Annotated in this window: 25 protein-coding genes; 16 read left to right on the forward strand and 9 right to left on the reverse strand. The window is 58.9% G+C overall.

Translation table 11 applies throughout. The annotated features are described in order from the left end of the window. Positions 1-2 precede the first annotated feature (2 nt). The 5 genes from ACUY2T_RS09930 to ACUY2T_RS09950 are packed head-to-tail and all read right to left on the reverse strand — an operon-like array spanning position 3 to position 5,137. A complete protein-coding gene (locus ACUY2T_RS09930) occupies positions 3-320 on the reverse strand; it encodes a hypothetical protein (protein WP_448308452.1) in 318 nt (105 codons plus the stop codon). A gap of 31 nt (positions 321-351) precedes the next feature. Further along, a complete protein-coding gene (locus tag ACUY2T_RS09935; protein ID WP_448308453.1) occupies positions 352-966 on the reverse strand; it encodes a DUF6668 family protein in 615 nt (204 codons plus the stop codon). Between the two features lie 4 nt (positions 967-970). After that, the gene (locus ACUY2T_RS09940; RefSeq protein WP_448308454.1) at positions 971-3,019 is read right to left on the reverse strand and encodes a cutinase family protein; all 2,049 of its coding nucleotides are present in this window, start codon (positions 3,017-3,019) and stop codon (positions 971-973) included. Between the two features lie 27 nt (positions 3,020-3,046). After that, positions 3,047-3,868 (reverse strand): hypothetical protein, encoded by an 822-nt coding sequence (locus ACUY2T_RS09945; protein ID WP_448308455.1) that lies wholly within the window; start codon positions 3,866-3,868, stop codon positions 3,047-3,049. Positions 3,869-3,889: 21 nt separating this feature from the next. Further along, the gene (locus tag ACUY2T_RS09950) at positions 3,890-5,137 is read right to left on the reverse strand and encodes a hypothetical protein (RefSeq protein ID WP_448308456.1); all 1,248 of its coding nucleotides are present in this window, start codon (positions 5,135-5,137) and stop codon (positions 3,890-3,892) included. Between the two features lie 120 nt (positions 5,138-5,257). On the opposite strand from ACUY2T_RS09950, the gene ACUY2T_RS09955 reads away from it, so the two are divergent. From ACUY2T_RS09955 to ACUY2T_RS09995, 9 genes are all read left to right on the forward strand, one after another. Then, on the forward strand, positions 5,258-5,797 hold the full coding sequence (locus ACUY2T_RS09955; protein ID WP_448308457.1) for a helix-turn-helix domain-containing protein: 540 nt from the start codon (positions 5,258-5,260) through the stop codon (positions 5,795-5,797). A 120-nt stretch (positions 5,798-5,917) separates the two neighbouring features. Then, positions 5,918-6,301 (forward strand): hypothetical protein, encoded by a 384-nt coding sequence (locus ACUY2T_RS09960; protein WP_448308458.1) that lies wholly within the window; start codon positions 5,918-5,920, stop codon positions 6,299-6,301. A 285-nt stretch (positions 6,302-6,586) separates the two neighbouring features. After that, complete coding sequence (locus ACUY2T_RS09965) at positions 6,587-7,480, forward strand: replication protein RepA (protein WP_448308459.1); 894 nt, start codon at positions 6,587-6,589, stop codon at positions 7,478-7,480. A 24-nt stretch (positions 7,481-7,504) separates the two neighbouring features. Beyond that, positions 7,505-8,980 carry a replication initiation protein gene (locus ACUY2T_RS09970; RefSeq protein ID WP_448308460.1) on the forward strand — a complete coding sequence of 492 codons (1,476 nt, stop codon included), beginning with the start codon at positions 7,505-7,507 and terminating at the stop codon, positions 8,978-8,980. Positions 8,981-9,689: 709 nt separating this feature from the next. After that, positions 9,690-9,899: a hypothetical protein gene (locus ACUY2T_RS09975; RefSeq protein ID WP_448308461.1), complete on the forward strand. Its 210-nt coding sequence runs from the start codon at positions 9,690-9,692 to the stop codon at positions 9,897-9,899. Between the two features lie 126 nt (positions 9,900-10,025). Next, the gene (locus ACUY2T_RS09980; protein ID WP_434817109.1) at positions 10,026-10,220 is read left to right on the forward strand and encodes a hypothetical protein; all 195 of its coding nucleotides are present in this window, start codon (positions 10,026-10,028) and stop codon (positions 10,218-10,220) included. Positions 10,221-10,304: 84 nt separating this feature from the next. Next, a complete protein-coding gene (locus ACUY2T_RS09985; protein WP_448308462.1) occupies positions 10,305-10,886 on the forward strand; it encodes a hypothetical protein in 582 nt (193 codons plus the stop codon). 38 nt (positions 10,887-10,924) lie between these two features. Next, positions 10,925-11,320, forward strand: a complete 396-nt coding sequence (locus ACUY2T_RS09990; protein WP_448308463.1) for a hypothetical protein — start codon at positions 10,925-10,927, stop codon at positions 11,318-11,320. Between the two features lie 5 nt (positions 11,321-11,325). Then, entirely contained in the window at positions 11,326-12,279 is a 954-nt protein-coding gene (locus ACUY2T_RS09995; RefSeq protein ID WP_448308464.1) for a hypothetical protein, read from the forward strand. On the opposite strand, the gene ACUY2T_RS10000 is transcribed toward ACUY2T_RS09995, so the two are convergent. The 3 genes from ACUY2T_RS10000 to ACUY2T_RS10010 all read right to left on the reverse strand — a co-directional run bounded on the left by ACUY2T_RS10000 (position 12,251) and on the right by ACUY2T_RS10010 (position 14,428). Continuing rightward, complete coding sequence (locus ACUY2T_RS10000) at positions 12,251-12,889, reverse strand: 3'-5' exonuclease (protein ID WP_448308465.1); 639 nt, start codon at positions 12,887-12,889, stop codon at positions 12,251-12,253. The genes ACUY2T_RS09995 and ACUY2T_RS10000 overlap by 29 nt on opposite strands. Before the next feature lie 632 nt (positions 12,890-13,521). Beyond that, on the reverse strand, positions 13,522-13,857 hold the full coding sequence (locus tag ACUY2T_RS10005; RefSeq protein ID WP_448308466.1) for a ribbon-helix-helix domain-containing protein: 336 nt from the start codon (positions 13,855-13,857) through the stop codon (positions 13,522-13,524). Continuing rightward, complete coding sequence (locus ACUY2T_RS10010) at positions 13,850-14,428, reverse strand: AAA family ATPase (protein WP_434828853.1); 579 nt, start codon at positions 14,426-14,428, stop codon at positions 13,850-13,852. Before ACUY2T_RS10010 ends, ACUY2T_RS10005 begins: the two co-directional genes overlap by 8 nt. A 273-nt stretch (positions 14,429-14,701) precedes the next feature. Here ACUY2T_RS10010 and ACUY2T_RS10015 point away from each other — a divergent pair, with 273 nt between their 5' ends. From ACUY2T_RS10015 to ACUY2T_RS10045, 7 genes are all read left to right on the forward strand, one after another. Further along, the gene (locus ACUY2T_RS10015; RefSeq protein WP_448308467.1) at positions 14,702-15,358 is read left to right on the forward strand and encodes a recombinase family protein; all 657 of its coding nucleotides are present in this window, start codon (positions 14,702-14,704) and stop codon (positions 15,356-15,358) included. A 1,030-nt stretch (positions 15,359-16,388) separates the two neighbouring features. After that, a complete protein-coding gene (locus ACUY2T_RS10020; protein WP_049050597.1) occupies positions 16,389-16,595 on the forward strand; it encodes a glutaredoxin domain-containing protein in 207 nt (68 codons plus the stop codon). 26 nt (positions 16,596-16,621) lie between these two features. After that, entirely contained in the window at positions 16,622-17,206 is a 585-nt protein-coding gene (locus ACUY2T_RS10025; RefSeq protein ID WP_448308468.1) for a DnaB-like helicase N-terminal domain-containing protein, read from the forward strand. Positions 17,207-17,211: 5 nt separating this feature from the next. After that, positions 17,212-17,445, forward strand: coding sequence for an antitoxin VbhA family protein (locus ACUY2T_RS10030; RefSeq protein WP_448308469.1), 234 nt, complete (start codon positions 17,212-17,214; stop codon positions 17,443-17,445). Continuing rightward, entirely contained in the window at positions 17,445-18,284 is an 840-nt protein-coding gene (locus ACUY2T_RS10035) for a Fic/DOC family protein (RefSeq protein WP_448308470.1), read from the forward strand. Before ACUY2T_RS10030 ends, ACUY2T_RS10035 begins: the two co-directional genes overlap by 1 nt. Positions 18,285-18,347: 63 nt before the next feature. Then, positions 18,348-18,800, forward strand: coding sequence for a hypothetical protein (locus tag ACUY2T_RS10040; protein WP_448308471.1), 453 nt, complete (start codon positions 18,348-18,350; stop codon positions 18,798-18,800). Beyond that, positions 18,797-19,144 carry a hypothetical protein gene (locus ACUY2T_RS10045; protein ID WP_448308472.1) on the forward strand — a complete coding sequence of 116 codons (348 nt, stop codon included), beginning with the start codon at positions 18,797-18,799 and terminating at the stop codon, positions 19,142-19,144. The genes ACUY2T_RS10040 and ACUY2T_RS10045 overlap by 4 nt, the downstream gene beginning before the upstream one ends. A 9-nt stretch (positions 19,145-19,153) precedes the next feature. Here ACUY2T_RS10045 and ACUY2T_RS10050 read toward each other — a convergent pair whose 3' ends face one another. Then, the gene (locus ACUY2T_RS10050) at positions 19,154-19,594 is read right to left on the reverse strand and encodes a hypothetical protein (protein ID WP_448308473.1); all 441 of its coding nucleotides are present in this window, start codon (positions 19,592-19,594) and stop codon (positions 19,154-19,156) included. Positions 19,595-19,884: the final 290 nt, after the last annotated feature.

The following is a 19,884-nucleotide window of genomic DNA, read 5'->3' on the forward strand; positions in this document are numbered from 1 at the left end:
GACTAGCCGTTGTTACCCATAAGCCAGCTGAACAATCCGCCGACACCGGCGAGTGCGGCAGTGCCAATACCCACACGGAACGCGTTGCTGGTGACTTCATCCGAGTGGCCATCTCGACGCGCCATGACAATGCCAGCCAACATCACCATCACGCCAACAAGCGCCGCAGCCATGCAGATGTAGAACGCCCAGTTCAGAAATGTATCGACCTTTTGGCCGACACCGGGAGGAGCCGTGGGTTGCAGGTCGGAGCCGGGGTTTTGTGCCTGGTATTCAACAATGGCGCGGGTAGTCCAGTAAGACGGGGAGATAGTGTGCATGATGATCCTTTCGGAAAAAAGATGGTGCGGACTAGGGGTGCAGCTGGCGGAAATGCGCCACAGCTGCGGTGTGAACTTCGTTGCCAACGTCAGCCACGGCAAGCGGAACGGCTGCCGTGGCATCGACCTTCGTCCGCTTCTTCTTACCCTCGGCTTCCTGCTCGTCGTGGGGCGACCATTCCGGCAGCGCGCTGGTTTCCATCGCACGCCACTCCGGGATGTATGGAATGGTCCATACGTTCGTAGCCCCTTCGATCACACTGCGCTTGGAGGACAGCGTTTTCGCCAGCTTGCGGTTTTTTACTGGTGGTGCCGTATCGACCAGAATCACGCCGAGGAGTTGAGCTTCACCGGCCTGATTCGCTCGAAACTGGGTGATCGCGCGGTGGACACTGCATAGTCCCTCCAAGTGGGTTGCTGCGACCAGCACGACCGTGGCCGGGTCGTTAGCTGCGGGGATTACCTGGCCGGCCTCCGCGAACGGCGCGAACGTGCGAGCCAGCGTGGTCACCCCGGCTCCGCCGTGGGTGCCGACCAGCCAACAGCTGGGACGGCCTTCCACGGCCAGAGGTGTGTCTGCCACATCCAGCAGGTGTGCAGCTTCTACAGGCTTGACCTTCGTCAGTGCCGGTTCGGGGGCGGTCATGGTGTTACTTTCCTTCCGTCAGCGCATCCAGCGCGTCGTTGGCCTTATTGACATCAAAGGCCGTGTCCTCCAAGACGGGGCCGGATGCGTCCATCAGATCCTTTACTGTGTCCATGCCTTGCCCGGCTCCGGGTGCCAGATCCGCGTCGAGCACGTCATCTGCTCCGCTGGCATCGCTGACAGTGGCGGTGAGCCACTGCTGGGTAGCTTCCTCAGCGGTGCGCCCATCGGCCATCAGGGGGCGTTTGCCGTATTGGACGTGCTCGTCGGTGGACAGCCAGCTGGACATTTCCACGGCCAGTTCCATCGTCTCCGGCACGGTAAAGCCCGAGTCCTTGACGGCTTGGAGTGCTTCACGGGACTTCCCGGCGATATTCGCCGGGTTCAGCAGAGCCATTCCAGCCTCAGAAAACTTCGCCGAGGCCATCGTCGCGGCAGCCTGCGGGCCACCCGTGACACCTGCCAGGGCGATCTGGCCGATGTTTTCCGGGGTCAGGCTGTCACGTACCCACGTAATGCCCGTGCCCAGCGCCATGCCACCCAAACGGGCGGTCAGTGGCACAAGCGCGTTGAAGAACTCGTCTGGACTCATGGGCTGGCCTGTTTGTCCGGGGGGTGCGCTCTCCGGGGTCACGGGGGCTTCCGGCTGGGCAGCTGGTTCGTCAGCGGCAGCATCTACCCCACCGTTGGTGCGGTTAATCTCGCTAGGCAACTCAGCTCCCGAAGCACTTGGGGTAGTCACCCCATCCCTGTCGCCTGTCGTGGGGAACATAACCTCACCGTCAGCTGCACCCGTCTCGGTGCCGGTTGCCGTGGCCGTCGAGGACTCTTGGGTAAGGGTCTGCTGCGCATCGGGCGTATCGGTAGATGTGGCGCTTGTGCCGCTCTCGGTCGTGGAAGTCGCCGCAGTATCCGTAGCCGACGGGTTGGATACCTCCGGGAAGGCATCACGCGCCGTAGTACGAGCGCGTTCTGCAAGCACTGAGGTCTCCGGGTTGGCTTGATCGGTCAGACCCGCAGCGCTAAACCCGTCCTGGCCATAATCCAGGTTCGCCACATCGTTAAAGTTCGTGGTCTGCGTAGCCTGATTCAGCGATTCACCGAGCAACTGTAGCGCCTCAACTGGATCGGCGAGGTTGATCTTAGACACCAGCCCCACCAACTTGCGGGTGAGTTCAGAATCGGCGGGCAGACCACAGACGTAATCGCCGGGCAAGCACCAGCTCACGACGCGATCTTCGAGGTCGCCAAAATTATCGACGTTGGTCTTATCTGTCGAGATACCCCCGGCAGTTGGCGTGGAAATCTTCGACATATTCGACAACACCTGAGATGCCGCCGACCCATCGGTGCCAGCCGGGCTGCTCATACTATCGGCTCCGCTGGCGATGGCGGGCGTTTTACCTGCGCGGGTGGGGTCAGAAAACAGCATCACACCGGCGATTTTCTCCGGGTCAATGCTGGTCTTACCCGCCCCGATGCGACGGCTCACCGCGCTGGCGACTTCCGCACCCTGCGAGTAGCCAATCAGGTCAATCTTCGTGCCCGGGCACTTCTCGGCGACGGCCTCAATGACCTTTTCTGCCTCATTGACTCCACCCTTGACTGACTCTTCATAGCTGGTGGTATCGCCAAAGTTCTTCGGCTTCCCTGGGGTAACCCCCATGCCTGCCCACGCTCCGCCAGCGGTCGCGTGATACGGCACGTAGGTGCGCGACAGCTTCGGCACATCCGTGCCGTTAGTCTCAGTGCCGGCATTAGTGGTAGCGGCTTTGCCGTCGGACAGAACGTCGGAAAAGCCTGCGCCTTTATCCCCGGTAAAGCCCTTATTCACCGCACTGAGCACAGGGGTCATCATGTTTGACAGGTAACCGTGGTTATCCTGGTTCGGATCAGACCAGTCGGTCGTTTCACTAGTGCCGGGCACGAGTACGGCGTGCACGGCGGGGCACTTCCCGGCTTCACCGGTCTCGGCAGCGCCAGCAACCGGGGCAGTGACAAGTGATGTGGTGGCGATGGTAGCCAGTGTTGCTGCGAGAACTTTCTTCCTCATGGCCTTCAACTTTCACGTGGTGGTGTTTTACTTGCGGGTTTTAATGTCGAGGATTTTCCAGTCACCATTGAGCGTGTGCTGTCCGGTGACGGTCTGGCGGTAGACCTGGCGCTCGCCATTGACGGTCGCATCGAGGTCTACGTCCACCTCACTGTCTTTGCCGGGGTGCATCCGCACACAGAACTCGCCGGTCTCCCCCATCTCGTCGAGGGTTTTCTTCCAATCGGTCTTATTCATCGAGGACGAGTCATCCAGGGAGGCCTTCACGCTGGCGGGGTCTTTAGCGAAATATGCCTTCTGGAACCGGGCAATTGCATTGCGCAGCGACTCACCGTTCGGCTCTACTTCGGTCGCATCCGAGGTGTCACACGTGCCGTAAACGGTTTCCACTTCTTTCAGCTTCGCAGCAGGAGCCTGCTCGACAGTTTGCTCGTCGGCGGCTTTACTATCGCCGGTGGCGTCCTGGGTATCTGCGCTTTCTTCTGGTGCTGCTACGGCTGGCGGGGCATCCGAGGACAGCAGGCTGGTCGAAAAAGCGATGGCCGAGCCAATCACGGCGATGGCTACGACTGCACCTCCCACAATCAGGGTCAACCGGGTGCGTGGGGAGACTTGCTCTAGTAGCGGGCGGGACGGTTCGACGTGACTGTCATCCTCAAACTCGTCTACCAGGTCGGGTTCCGGGTCGCCGGTTGGCTCGTTCATCGAGTCAGCCAGCCAGTCCGTGCCCGACTGCGAGGCCGACGTGTCGGTGTCCACGGCCCGCAGGGGGCGCGGGCCGGTGGGGTTGTCTGCCGAGGGCAGATCAGCGGTGTTGTCGGAGTTGTCGGATGCCAGCCAGTCAGTCATGGTGGTTGTTCCTCCTTGGTGCTACTTGTGCTTCCAGGCCACGTGTGCGCCGGTGGTGTCATCACCCAGGCGGTAATCGCCCTGCGGCGGCAGCGGGGGCAGTACGTCGCGTAGCTGCTCCCCGGCGTTCTGCGCAGCATCAGCAACCACGCGGCTTGCCGGGTCGAGAGTGACCGGGGCCGGAGCCTGCTCGCCGATACCGATTTCAGCCACCCCGTTGTTGTAGGTGCCGAACGATACGGTCGGGGCAGTCACGGTCGTGGTGCCGACCGTGGCGGAAGCATTCGTCACGGTCTGGTTCGGCACGGTGATGTTATTAACCTGCACGCTGTTACCACCTACCGAGACCTTCACGGCTGCTTGGGACAGCACTTCGGTGTTGTTCTTCGGGGCCGGGGCCGGGGCGGGTGCCTGTGGCTTAGTGGTGTCTGGCTGTGCCGGGGTGGTGTCACCCTTGCCCGCCGCGTCGGTCGTGGTCGCCGGAGCCGGAGTCGTAGCAGGCTCAGTCTGCTTTTCAGCAGGCTTCGGGGACTCCTTCTTCGCCGGAGCCGGAGTGGTGTGCTGCTTGGCCGGGCGCGGAGCCTTCGGGGTGGACGTGTGCTTGGCCGGAGTAACGGCAGTCTCGTTTGTAGCAACAACCGGCGTGTAGGTGGCCTCACTGGCAGCGTCACTGTCATCGGTGGTATCGGTGGTGGTCGCCGGAGCCGGAGTCGTAGCAGGCTCAGTCTGCTTTTCAGCAGGCTTCGGGGACTCCTTCTTCGCCGGAGCCGGGGTCGGGGCAGTAGCGCCCGGCTGGGTGGCTGGGGTGGTGTTGTCCTTCTTCTTAGGCTCGCCCGCATTGTTTGCCGGGGTGGGTGCCTGCGTAGTAGTACCCGGCTGGGAAGCCTCGCTTGCCGGGGGCGTTGGCTGGGCAGCTGGGGTGGACTCTTCCTTCTTAGGCTTACCCGCATTGCCTGCCGGAGCCGAGGCCTGAGAATCAGTACCCGGCTGGGAAGCCGAGTCCCCCGCTGGCTTGTCGGCAGCAGGTGTACCCGTCGTTCCCGGCTGAACCGCAGGGGCCGGAGAAGTCTTACCCGCATCACCAGCGGTGGTGGGCTTGTCATCGTTAGCCGGAGTCGTACCCGGCTGGGAAGCCGTGTTGTCCGTTGCCTTCTCGCTGACGTTGGCCGTGCCTGGCTGCGCATCATCTGCCGGGGCGGCGTGTGCGACAGCGGGAGCGCTGCTCAGTGCGGCGGTAATCAGTGCTACCCGCAGGGTGTTTTTCTTCATGGAGTCCTCTCAAAAGTCGATCTGTTCAAAACCACTCGCTATGCACTATACAATAGAATCACTACATGCCGCCAGTGTTTCGCACCCACAACTTAAATTCATGAAAGGACGCTGTAGACTATGCCTGTAATCAGCCCATCTGACCAGCAAGGACGCCGCATGCCGCAAGGAAGAATTGAGGACTTCGATCCTCAAATCTTTTCCCAGCTCATCGACGATGCCGGAATGACTCGCGGCTATGTCGCAGTCATGATGGGTGTCACTGAAGCAGTCGTAGGGCGATGGGTTACCGGCGTTGGGTCCCCATCAGCCCCGCGAGCAAAGCGACTTGCCGAACTCCTCGGTGTTGATGTGCTTGATCTGGCGGGAAAGACGCTGGAAACGGCAGACATCACCGAGCTACGGCAGCGGTGCGGACTGGAAACCAAAGACGTTGCCCGCGAACTAGGGGCGTCACCGTCAGCTATTAGTCGACTAGAACGCACGATCTCCACACCCGCCGTCCCCCTCATGGAGCAGTTGGCCGAACTGTACGGAGTCTCACTGGACACGATCAAGCGGTCGTGGGTAAACCGGCGCATAGGGATCTACGGGGCGGAATCGCTCGAAAGGCTCCCCGAGCACACTCAAGAGTGGCTGGGGCTACCCTACGCAGACTAACTGAGAAACCTATTAACCTGCCCACATACTTAAATAAATACCCTGCATCCTGACGCAGGCTTTTATAGCATGGCGGGCACACACTTTGTCTACCATCATCATTTGACGCAAGGACGCACGATGCCGAAGAAAGCCCCCGTAGCCTTGGAGGTCATCACCACCCAGCCTGAAATCGCATGGGAGGAGGCATGTGTGGCAACATTCCGCGATCTTCCTTATGTGCAGATCAGCGGTGACTTTTTTACACTTCCTGAAGTGCGGTCACTTCTCGCCGTGGTTGACCACGCACAGCGCTACTCCCGCACCACTACCGTGCCGCGAGAGAAGGTCTGGCAGGTCAACGGCTTCGTCGTGGAATCCGGCACCATAGATAATCCGGCGCTGCACATTAACGACCAAGAACTCCCACCGCGATACATTGAGACAACCGTGAAAATCCTCACGGAAGCATGTCAGTACGTTCAGTCATGGTCAGCGACTGGCGAGATTCACGCAGTGAGCTAACTGAGCGATAGTGAAACACTGCACACAGCTATAACCTGTGGTAACGTCGAGTTACACACCTGTAACTAACGCAGGTCGCGCGAGAGGCACACTCCCCGTTGGTTCGAGTCCGGGGCGCGCACATTCCCTACAGATAGGGAAAACCCCCACATCATAGAGGCGGCCACCTCTAGTGGGGGTTGAAAACGGGCTTTTCAGCCTTCGTTGTTGAGTGTACCCCGTTGGGGCGCAAAATGCAGCATTGGTTGGAAAGTCTCCGAAGAAGAATTAAGGAGAACCACGGCCATGACTATCAACATCCCTGCTCTACCTGACGATGACGGCCAGACCGTCGACTACACGAACCGGATTTTCGTCCAAGCACTGTTCCCCTACCGCAAAAGCGACGAGTACCGGCGCGCAATCACGCAGGGCAGCAAAGAAGTCATCATCAGCTCCCCCAACGGGTTGCCTTACGGTAAGTACCCTCGGCTAATCATGGCCTACATCATCACCACTGCCGTCGCGCGAGCGCACCAAGTCGAGCAAGGGCTTATGGATAGCGATGAAGCGCGTCAGATTCCCCTCGGGGAGTCTCTCAACGAGTTCTTCCGGCGCATAGGTGTTGTTGCACGCGGGACAGGCGGATCACGTGGCACTGTCACCCGTATCCGCGAGCAGCTGGTTCGCCTTGCTTCATCCTCCATTGTCGTGCAAAGCCGTATCAAAAAAGACCGCGTGGACATTCATCGGGGCGTAAACCACCCCATCGCTGGCGAATGGGAGCCGTGGTTTGACGCAGGCAATCCCGATCAAGCGACTATCCAACTCACTGATAGGTTCTTCCAGCTCATAGCTGACGCTCCGATTCCTATTGATCTCGACATCCTGCACAAGCTGGGCAAGCCACGGGCAATGGACATCTATGTGTGGATCACTGTCAAAAAAGCCAGGCTCAATTATCAGAACCGGCCTAGCTTCACGTTCTCCTGGAAGCAGATGGAACACCAGTTCTCCCCCAAAGAACTGACAACCTGGGAACAGCGAGCTAACTTCCGCAATGAGTTCAACAGGTGCCTAGAAACAATCCGTGCCCTATGGCCTGACGTTGGTGTGGACACGGACACTAAGGCTGGCGTAACCCTTCACAAGAGCGCCCCGTCTGTAACCATGCGACCATCGCGGAAACAACTCCGCTAGCCCACTTCCGATACACCCCACACCGTGCCTTCATCCATGTCCACAGCCACGTGGGACGCTACACGTCTGATTGCCAGCACTCTCGGCGGGCGTAGTACTGTCCTCGGCTCGTTTGGAGCCAGCGAGACTGACCGGCAGCACCTTCTTGCCCACTTAGGCCGTAAAACACTGCAAGGCGCTGTCACGCGCGATTTTAAAACCGCGTGGATCAAAGATGCCGACGGCAACACCGTCCCGAAGCTCTACCGGGTAGAAACCAACGCAATGCGCCGGTGCCAGTACGTCGTTTTGACGCATAAGCAACGCGCCAGCGTTGTTGTGATCGACATCGACCGCCGTGGACACTCCGGCGGACACGTTGAAGATATTGACTCTGAGGTCTACGACAAGCTTTCGCTGCTGGCTGCGGGGAACATCAGCCCAGCATGGATTGGCGTGAACCCGATCAACGGCAAGTGCCAACTAATCTGGCTCATAGACCCTGTCTACGCCGACAGTCGCGCGGACTCGGCAAATATACGCCTCATGAAGCTGGTCACCACCATGCTGGGCGACTACCTCGGTGGCGACGCTGCCTTCGCCCACCGGCTGTCACGGTCGCCGTTCTACAACGGGGATGACCCCACCGCGTATCGGTGGCACGTCCAGCACCATAGGATCGACCGGCTAGCCCATCTACGCGACGAGGTGAGGACTTTGACTGGACAACCAGTACCAGAGCGTTCAACGCCAGCGAAACAGAACTTCTCTAGCGGACGGGAGTTGATTAACGCTGTGCGCAGTCGCCGTGAACAAGCACAGCAAGCCCGCGACATTCTGTCCTCGCTGGAAAACGATTTGCCCAACGCTGAAGCCTTGGACGGTGACCGTATCGACGGTGTGAAAGTCCTATGGATCACCGAGGGGCGTGCAGCCCGCGACGAGACAGCGTTCCGCCACGCACTGGCCACTGGTCACCGTCTCCGCGAAGCAGGGGAGCGGATGACGGATGCAAAGATCATCGACGCATACGAACGCGCCTACAACGTCGCCCAAGCTGTTGGAGCCGATCACCGCGAACCAGAGCTGCCTCCCATGCGGGATCGTTTGACGATGGCTCGTCGCGTGCGTGGTTATGTCCTCGGCAATAAACGCTCTAGTAGTTCAGGAACGTCCGTAGGAGGCGCTGGAAGCGCCACAGCCCGCGAGCGCAAAGCGCTGGCCACCATGGGGCGCAAAGGCGGTCAGAAAGCTGCAGAACGATGGAACGACCGCAACAGCGACTACGCCAAAGCAGAGACTGAAAAACTCGCCAAGGCGAACCTGCAGCGCGCAACAGGGGGGCGTGTCACCGCGAGAAGGATCGCTAACTACTTCGATGACACCATGCTCCAGACAGGCTCTTACCCATCGATCTCTGATGCCATGGAAGAGTTCGGTGTGTCGCGTCCTACGGTGAGTAGAGCGCTCAAGAAGGCCGGAATCTCCCTCCCGCGAGGACGAAAGAGGGGGATGAAATAAATGTGTCAGGCCGTAAGCAATACACGGTTCCCCTGCCCCGTTAGGGGCAGTCAATCCCTTATCCCCTCACACACCTTGAAGGTGACGGCTGTCTGCTTCGGATCTTTTCTGCCTAGGACACCGGGCGTAGGTGGTTGGGGTGTTGTAGGTTTTGATCGTGAGGAGGGTGATCCCCGTAGTCTCCTTCACCTGCGACTGCCGCGTTGAGCGCCTCCCCCTTTTGGCTGCTCCGCTGGCGGTCGCATCCTTTTACGTCTCACCGGTGTTGAAGTTATCCTCAGGGTTTGACCTGCGGTTACTCCTAAAAGCCCAGGTCGCATATAACAATATGCAGATATGGCACTAAGGGCAGGTGGTGTACACCATCGCTCTAGTGCCATAAGCGACTAGCTCCCGATGAACTCCCGCCTTCGCTTCGCTCAGTTGTGCTGCCGCGCGGATCAAAGATCCGCTTGCCTAGAAAATTCTTACTCACTGTAGTCAGGTGCCAAGGAAGCTCTTGCGGTTGATTCATTACGTTCCCCGAGAGCACCCATCACCGCACCTACGACAGACCGAAAAAGCGGAGAAGAAAAAGCGACAGGTACGTACACACACTCCGTGTGGGGTGAATAGCCCTCAGTTGCCACAAGCAGTGTGCAATCCATTGCACACTGCTTGTTCTCGGCAACTAGCATCGGGCACAACACCACCCGAAGGGACACCTGCTATGAACCCCGATCCTCACCGCGCGCTCGAACACACCACCGCCCGCGTGAAGCGTGCCGAAGCGGAACTCGCAGCCGCCCAAGCCGACCGTATGCACGCCATCCGTAACGCCATCGCCCACGGCATCGCACTCCGCGACGTAATGGCGATTACCGGCCTATCTAGGCGCAGTGTGTACTACGCCGTCGAAAAGAGCAGAAGAAGCATCTAACCGCCTCTCTAGCGAAAAGGCGAATTCACAAGATATTTGTCTACCCGCTTGACAGTATCTATCGCCTTGATATATACTCAAGGTGTAGGGAAAAAGGAAAGACCAAAAGCCGAAAGGAACCCCAAAATGAACCTCTACACCACCCGCGACGATGCCATCCACTACGAGATCACCCTCGCCCTCGGCGAATACGCCGACGAGCACGACATCGACGCAATCGCCGACGAAGTACTCACCACCACCGGCGAGGGCAGCAGCTACCGCTACCACCTCGACGAGGATGTGGACTTCTGGGCAGTCGTCGAAGCCAACGCCCTCTAAACCACCCCCTGCCCCGCCACACTGCGGGGCAAAATCAAACAACTTTTGAAGGTACCTAATCAACACCCATACAAGGAACACATCATGAGCACTAACAAGGAACTCAACTACCTACTGGCAAACTGCGGCCTCAATGAAGTCACCGCATACGATGTAGCTCGCACTCTCGACTACCACGCCGCACTAGAGGCATGTGACGTGCCGCCGCTATCCGCAGAGACAGCCGAGATCACTCGCGCCGACGGGGAAACAATGAACTGCTGGCTTACCTACGCCGACAACGATACAGAGGAGCCGACTGGGTGGGCTACCGACCAGGGAGACGCCGGCGAACCGCGCGACATCGAGCAAGCAATCCAAGGCTTATACAAGGACATTCTCGCATGGCTAGACGAGTGCGATATGTCTGACGATCAAATCGAAGGGCTGTACCACAGCCTTGAAGGCCAAGGCTTTTACGGCCTATCGCTTGAACGCGATAGCGATAGTAACCAGCTAACCCTGGTTGTCTCCCATGAAAACGGCCACAGCACCGAAATCATCTGGGATCGCAAACGGCGCACGTTTGTAGGTGAGGAGTTGGACGATTGCGGGAGCTGGGAGTCCTATGTGGCATCCGCCGCGAGTGACATTCTCCTCCGCCTGCAAGCACAGGCGAGGCTATAGCAAGATCGGATAACCGGTAAAACAGAGGAGAACCCATCATGACCGACCTAGACACTCTCACTCGACTGGTCGCCAGCGCGCTAGACATCACAGATGATGCTGCCCGCGACTCCCTAGAGACCTACATCGACCAGATCGCCCACGAAACCGACGACACCATCAACCCTGACGAGATCAGCGACGACGACGCGGCCTTTCTTATGGAGTCCTGCCGGGAAGCACAGCGCGCAGGTGACCTCGGTGACCGGCAGCTCGCAGACCTAGAGGACGCAGCACGCGCCTACGACCAGGCGCACAGCGACTTCCAGACCGCAGAGCAGCAGCGCATGGTAGCAGTACGTGCAGCGCTCGCAGCAGGCGCACGAGTAGTAGATATCTGCCGAATCACTGGCATGACACGCAGCCGCGTGTACCAGATCAGGGACGAGGCCTAAACACTATGCCCTGGACACCCCATGACCTTCCGTTCATCGTTGAACGAGCCAGTATGGGCTATCGAACCCTTGCCGAGTTCTGGCAACAGCAAGCCACGCCAGACGCGCCCCGCCTCTACGAGCAGATGAACGTAACTGCGGCCTTCCTGGAAAACCCGCCCCTGTCGTGGCTAGATAGCGACATGTGTGCAATGCTGTCGGACATGTGGGCTGATGTGCCTACCTGGACACCAGCCTCCTGCACGCCAGGGCCTAGTGGCCTCATTGCCTTTGAAAAGCCGATCCTCACCGCGCCCTACGAATCAGCGTATGCCGACGAGGTACGCCCCGTACCCGTCCGAGCTATCGGCTGGCGCGTGACCGGCTCCACCGTGCGCATCACCGCATGGGCATGGCACCCGGATGTTCCCACCGAAATCCGGTCCCCCATACGCACCAGTCTTGATCTCGAAGAGCTGCTAGTTATCTCCCTGTCGATGCACGACATCATCGACGATACAAGCGTCGTGTTGCACGCTGCCGCGACCTCCGATGACGAAGCGTTCAACAAGGCCGCGACGAGCATGCAAGCACTTGTCGGCTCAATATGGCTACTGATGTCTCAGCCGAAAATGGTCACCGAAGAACCCGTGACAATGAATGTTCGCCAACAACGCGGCGGACGCACCGTGAAAACCCCCGTGCGCGTATCGGTACGCAAGCTATCCTCCCCTCCCCCAGCTCGGTCAGCGCGTGGCACGGGCAGGAAAGCAACGTCACGCTGGTGGGTACGCGGGCACTGGCGACAGCAAGCATGGGGCAGAAACCGTGCGTTCCGTAAACCGATTTTCATTGCCCCGCACACCGCCGGCAACGCGGACGCGCCCATCGACCACCGCCCGAAGATTCAGGTCTGGCGCACCGGCGACACACCCGAAACTTCGTCGGAGGCTACCGAGGGGCCGTCGGAGCGTAGCTAAGCCCCCACTGGCGCGTATCGGGTCTGCGAAACGGTACTCCACCGTCACGTAGCCGCCGAGACGCTTCACCAACCTTCCTACCCATCAGTGCGCGCATCACCGCCGCCGTGGTCGCCGCATCATCCACCGCCGCGTGCGCATTTGGGTTATGCACCCCACACTTCTTCGCTAACGCTTCAAGCCGATACGGCCCCGTCGTTAGCTGCTTAGCTAACGCAATGGTGTCTACGAAGGGGAAGAAAAACTCCTCGTCCCCAGCAAGCCGATTACATTCATTGACCAGCATGCCCGCGTCAAAGTTTGCGTTATGCGCCAGCAGAATCCGGCCATTAAGCACGTTAAAAAGCTCCTCACAGACCTGCCGGAACGTTGGTGCATCACGCACCATATCGGTAGTAATGCCGTGAATCTTCGAGTTGGGAATCCTGCACTCCGGGTTCACTAGTGTGCCCCAGCGTGAGACTTCCTCAAACTGCGAGTTCAGCACCACGACACCCAACTCAACGATGCGAGCTGTTTTACCCAGGCCGGTTGTCTCCGTATCCACGACGGCGAACGCTGGCTCGCCGGAATCGAAGAGTGCAGCACGAACACGGTGAAGAAAATCCATGCCACCAACCGTAGCGGCACCATCCCTAAGAAAACCGGGTAGTACGCGATACGATGATAAGCGGTTTGTCGCTGCCGCCTGATGGCGGTAACGATGACTCCCTCGTCGATGGCGTGTGCTTCTGCCGCGTCGCGGCGGTGCACACGCCATTTTGTATGACGTGTGGGCCGCGCACATCGCGAAGGAGGTACGTCATGTTTAACAGATGTGCACCCCGCAGGAGTGACGAAAAAACTCCCGGCCACGACCCAAGAACTAAAAGTGGGATCGTGACCAGGAGCCTTAATTGCGCTTCTGCGGTAATCGAGTTAGTCACGAAGATCATTAAGTTGATCGACGTGGCAATCTCGATCTTGGGAGGATAAGCCTCCCGAAACCCTCGTAGTGGTAACGACACTGCGGGGGTTTCCTTCTTTTCAGCGACACAGGGGCGCTGACACCACTCAGTATACAGGGGAAAACCACGTAGTGCGCAAGACAAAACACTCCGGGCCACAGCGATCCATAGGAAAGATCATCGTGGCCCGGAGCGTTCTTCTCACTTCTAAACACATCGGCATAGCCCCGCCGTAACGGGGTGTTCCTACCGCATCAGCGAAGCTGCCTCACTGACTGTCTCGACTGTACAGGACTTAGGCCGTCTCAGTGGGCGTATCGTCTACCGCCCTCCCGTCCGTGGTATTACCGCCGTCCGTCTTACCGTGGGCGGTATTACCGTGCGCGGTTTCATGCACATACCTAGCCAGGTACAGATCCATCGCTTCATCGAAAATGTCGCGGAGCGGAACTCGCTGTGTTACCGAGTAGATGCGTAGCTGGTCGTACTTTTCTTGGTTGAGTGCCAGCGAGGTTTTCGTGCGCTCTACCTTGGGGGCCGTTGTTTCCGCGCGAAACGTCTCCCCAACTGTCTTGGTTGGTGTTCCGCTTTTCTGACGAGGGCGGAGATTGCGCTTCGAGTTATCAGTCATTGGTAGCCTCCAAAAGTTCGCTGAGTACATCATCGTAGCCGTGCAGCTTTTCCGGTCGTGAACCAAACGCCTTCCTGATCTGCTGGCGTTTAGGGATCACCGACTTGCATACGAACACGCCCTCACTGCTAAGAGCGTCAATCGTGTCGCGCAGCAACGTTGTGTTCAGCTCTGCTGCCACGACAAGGACCGCTGTTCGCTTATGATCGCTTGCTTCCAGTGTCTGCCATACTCGCTGTACATCCATCGGCGCTGCGTTAGTGGGAACAATCACGAGATCGGAAGCGTCGATGGCTGCTTGAATAACGGCTGGATCGCCAGGGGGGGTATCAATGAACACGAAGTCTGCATGCGATGGTTTTCTGATTGTTGCTGCGTTCGCTGGGAGCACCTGAAACGGCAACGTCTCCCCCACTTCGTCTGCCGCCATGCTCCAATCAGACAGGGAACCCTGACTGTCGGCATCCCAGGCTTCCACACGGTAACCCCGCTGAGCTGCGGCGAGCGCTAGATAGGCAGCGGTGGTGGTCTTGCCACAGCCGCCCTTCGTCTGAGCGATAGCGATTTTCATACTGTCTCCTTGCGTGAATCGGTAGTAGTACCGCTACTGGTAATACTGCGTGCCGCTTTACCCTGAGCGGTATTACGGCGGGCGGTATTACCGCTATCTATATTACCTACCACCGCAACACCGCGCAAGGTATTACCACTACCCGTATTACCGCGCCCCGTAATACCGCTGGCAGTAATACGGTGCACGGTATCTAGTGTGGGGTGTTCATTTGGGTATACCCTTTTGCACGCTTGGTCGGCAGCACATTGAGTGTTCCATTAGGGTGGGTTTATGGCTTCTGAAACAGAACCGTGCTTACCTCTAGACCTATTTGAACAGCCTGATGCAGTCTACGGGCAGAAAGTTGGCTACGCGCGCGTCAGCTCTAAAGATCAGAACCTTGCCCGGCAAAAAGAACTGCTCCGCAAGGAAGGGGTTTACGCGCTGTATGAAGACCGCATGACCGGCTCCACTCGGAAACGCCCGAAATTGGAAGAAGCATTGCGGTATGTGCGCTCCGGCGACCAGCTAATCGTCGTATCAATGGACCGTTTAGCCCGCTCGGTTGCCGACCTACACGCCATCGTCGATGAATTGACCACTCGCGGGGTATCGGTACGCTTCCTCAAAGAAGGACAGATCTACTCACTGCACTCAACACCCATCGCCAAACTCATGCTCGGCCTGCTCGGGACAGTCGCAGAATTTGAACGCGCCATCATCCGTGAACGACAGGCCGAAGGAATCGCCCGCGCCAAAGAACGCGGAGTCTACAGCGCTCGCCCCGGAGTTTTAAGCGAAGATGAAGTAGTACGAGTGCGCGAACTGGTGGAGTTGGGAGTCCCGAAAGCGGAAGTCGCCCGACGATTCAAGGTGAGTAGAGCAACGGTCCTGCGAGCCATGAAAGACAACTACCGACCAAGAAGAACGGGAGACGAAAAGAAATGATTGCCCTTGACGCTATCGTCCAGCGTTTAGACCAAGAACTTAACACTGGACTCAGTGACGCGAGACATCACATCACATCCACTCTGCGGCTCAACGGTCACCAGGGGCTACCTACGATGGTGGATGACCTTGAAGCGCACGAAATCTACGAGGCCACACTGTCCCGATACGGGCACTTAGTCGACCTGGCCGTAGAAGGGCAGTGCCAGATCGGTGATGCGAAAGTCACGGTCATAGAGCCAGGTTTTCGTCTACAGTTTCCGAAACGGTAAGCAATAGCCTCACCGTTGCACTCGGAAGGTGGGGTGTTGTGGCTTGTGCTGCGCGGTCTGCTTGGTGATAGCAGATCGCTTGACAGTCCACAACACCTCACCTGCTTGTTTTGACGTGCCCGCATCCCACCCCTTGAAACAAGGGGTGGGATGGTTAAACGGGCACATGAGAAAAGGAAGTGGCGGGGTTGTGCTCCGCCTGCACGGCCTGCTTGTGATAGCAGGCCGCTTGTCGGCTCCCAACCCCGCCACTGCTCGTAAAAGCATCGTGCCCTATACGCCGTTCCGGCGAGCGGGCACAAGCGGAATCAGCCTATCGGCTGATGCTGTGGGTCACTCCGCGCTTCGCGCGGTGTGACCTCGTTTTTTGCCCGAGAAGCCTACGGCGATTGTACGTTCGCTTCCCTGCGCGCAAGCCCTGCTCCCCTTCGGGTCGCCGCCATTCCTTCCGAAAACTTTTCCCACGCGCTCGCGTTCCGCTCGCTTATTTCGCGGGAAAACTTTTCTCTTCCTGGCGGTTCCAGGGCTTGCACTCCGGTCAGGCTCACTAATCGGCACTTCGTGCCTTCTCGGGCAAAAAACGAGGAGGAGGGAGGCCGGGGTAGCCGGTCACCGATATGCAGCCCCTAACGCTGTCGTTGATTCCCAATACCCCAGGTAGACAAGTAAAAATTTACCTTTTCTTTACCCCGCAAGCATTGCGCCGTATTGCCTACGGGTGTAGAATAGTAAGTACAACACCACGGAAGGACATCACCATGTACACCATTTACTCTCGCCCTGGATGCACTGCCTGCAAGCGCACCGTCAAGGTGCTGGATCGCCAGAACAAGGACTACGTGCTGCTGGACGCGGCTGACCACGCCGAGGAACTGCGTGAGCAGGGATTCACCGAGCTGCCTGTCGTGGTCGATGACAACGGGGAAACCTTCTCCGGCTTCCGGTACGACCGACTCACTGCCTAACCACCACATCACAAGGGAGACGAGCCATGACCGCCCAACCCAACATCGCGCCAGTCGAGCAGATCGACAGTCGCGCTGCCGGTGACCACATTGCCGACTACGAAGCACGACTAGATCCAGAAGCACTGCTGCTGTGCTCTTTGATGTGGGTGGAAGGCCCAGCAACCGGGGACATGGCAACCATCCTGAACTACCTCAGCCCACACGACTTCCGCCGCCCCGCACACGGGCGACTGTTCGAGCTGATGCAGCGCCAAACCGAGGAGGGAAAGCTGATAACGCCCGCCGCGCTCGCAGGACGCATCGACGCGCACCGCGACCACCGAGGCTGGCCGGACGGCCACCACGAGCCACTACTTGTGGCGATCCTGAGCTTGCAAGCACTGCCTGTCCAAGCGGCGTTCTACGCCGACCAAGTACTCGCAGAGTCCTACCGTCGCCAGTACACCCACATGACCACCGCCCTTGCCCAGGCTGCCCGAGAAGCACCTGAGCAAGACCTATTTGCGATCATGGTGCAAAAAGGCACCGAGCAACGTGAAGCGTGGAAGCGTCGAAAAGGACTCGCAGACGCGCTGAACAACCCCACCATCACCGACCTAGAGGAGTAAAGACTATGACTACCGACAACCGCACCGAAGATCAGAAGGCTGCTGCCGTCCGCGCCTCCATGACGATGGCTGGATACACCATGACAACCCGAGATGAAGAGGATGTCCGGCGTATCTTCCGAGGAGAAATCACCGGTGACGAAGCTGTACTGGAAGTGATGGAACGACGCGGCTACGGCAACAGCGAACGCGCCGAAGTCCTCCGCCAACGTATTGCCAAGGCGAAAGGCACACGGTAATGGCACACAAGAGCACCCAAGCGCCAGTCAATAGTTTTGACATCACTGATGCAGGTGAACTCGAAGAGGCCGCGGCAGAGTTTGCAACGCGCCGGTTGGCTGAGCTGGAAGATGGGGCACCATTGACCAGCTTCACCGCCGATGACCTGTCTGAGGTTCACCGCTACCTACTTCAGGACATATATCCGTGGGGTGGGGACCTCCGTACCGAGGAAGTCGGCGCAATGGGGATGCCGATGTGTCGCGCAGCATACGTCCCGGACATGCTGGCCACCGTGATGAAAAACATTGACAAAAACCCGCCGTCACGCACCAACATGGACGAGGCGATAGCCACGGTGGCCGACCACTGGGGTGAACTCACCATCGTCCACCCCTTCCGCGACGGCAACTCGCGCACGCAACGGTACTTTTTCGACCAAATGATGCGCGACGCTGGCTGGTCAATTGACTGGACAGTAGTCAATGCCAACGAGGTCCACGCTGCCCGCTACATTGCAGCAGCCACTACCGACTCACGCTTTCTCGCCGATGCGTTACGCCCCGGCGTAACGACAATCGACGAAGGCGTGGGCGGAACGCTCCAAAAGACCCAAGGCATCCGTGACAACGCCACGTCCGCCGAGCTATTCCACCAAATGACCCAGTTCCGCGTCGAACACCCCGGACAGTCGTTTCACGATCAACACATCACAGTGACAACCCCGCCACCGGGCTATGAAGTTATGTCTGCACCCAACGCCACACCACGAGTGGGAACCGGGATCACCGACGGCACCACCATGCCGGACATCAACAACACCATCAGCAAAACCACCGACGCTGGACTAGGAGACTAACTAATGACCGCCGAGGCAAGCGTGCTGGTTCAGTTACGGATCAGCGAGGAAGCCAACCGACGCATGAACGCCGCGCGCGCCGGCCTTCAACAGACCGTCGCCTTGGTAGACAAGGGCGCATTCGTCACCGCCGCGATCAATCACTACGCCCAGCACCTTGCCGAGGAGCTGAACAAGGGACGCGACTGGCTCGACAACGAGCCAGTCGCCGACCCCGAACTTATACGCACTCTTGCCGACACGCGCGTCTCTTTCCGGCCTACCGTTCACTGGGCACGCATGGATCGTAAGCGCCAACCCACCAGTATCGAGCTGCACCGGCAACTTGGTGACGCGACGATGGCGGTCGCCCGGTTGCGCATCGACAACCGGGACGAGCAACCCGCCAAACGGCGCGGCTACCGCGCGTTGCTACGCGCAGCCGGACTAGAGATCGACCCGACCCGGAAGGAGTACACCGACAACGGTCACTACTTCCTGCCCATCCGGTACCGACAACGACAGGGGGAAGCATGACTAGCCACACCGACGTGCCGATCATCCTGGCCGAAGCGAACAAGTCGTTTCTCACCAACAGTTCGTTTTGGAACACGCTGTGGATCATCGTCACCGTACTGATCGTCCTAGCGGTCGCCGCCTCGAATGAAAGCATTGTCGCCAAATGTGTCCGTGCCTTCTTTGCTGTGTTGTGTTGGTCTATCGGCTGGTTCGGACTCTTAGTGTTCGGCTACCTGTTCGGCATCTTCGCCGAACAGTTCGCCGACGATGTAGACGATGTATCAGACCCGCCAGCCGTCACAGATAGCCCACACGCTCCGCAGCCGACCACGGCACCGCCAACGCCCCCGGCTGCATACTGAACCAACGAGCTACAGCTCGCCTGTCAGGTCGAACAGACTCAACTGGTCGACCTGTTGAGCATGCGCAGCAAACCGGCGTAGCACCGCGTCGTAGCGCTCACGGGTAAACCCGGTTCGCGCCACGTCACGCACAGCCCGAGACCGTGCGACGCGCTGCGCGGAATTCACGGTAGGTCGTGGCCCGCTGGCGCGGCCACACTGCACGGCGTACCGCAGGTTGTCTGATTGGTTCGACACGTGCACGTGCGCGTGATCCACGCGCACGCACAGTGGTTCGTTGCAATGATGCTCAGCGACGAACTCCGTGCCCAGTTCCGAATCCGCCATCCACAGTGCCAGCCGGTGCGTCGCCACCGAGCGCTGGCGACCATCGTGATGGATCGCCATGCGCCCGTAGCCATCCGGCGACGAGATCGCGCCGGTCCACAACCAACACGTATCGGTCTTCACTACCCGGCTCCAAAACCGCTCGCGCGTGGACTCAGTGATAACTGGCCGTGTCAGCACCGCACGACGTGACGCAGGTGTGCGAACACTGCGTTCAACGGGAAACAGCTCTTCTGTGCCACCAGTCATCACAGCACCCGCAGTTACTCAGCGCCGTGAGTAGCGTCGCCGGTGCCATCCTCCGGCGTAGCTTCCGACGCAGGCTCCGATGCATCACCTGCATCATCGCCATCGGCACCGGCGTTGAAGTCATACAGCTGGATCGCGCGCGTGACCTCATGGATCGACGTACC

The organism is Corynebacterium sp. 22-2729, assembly GCF_053479475.1.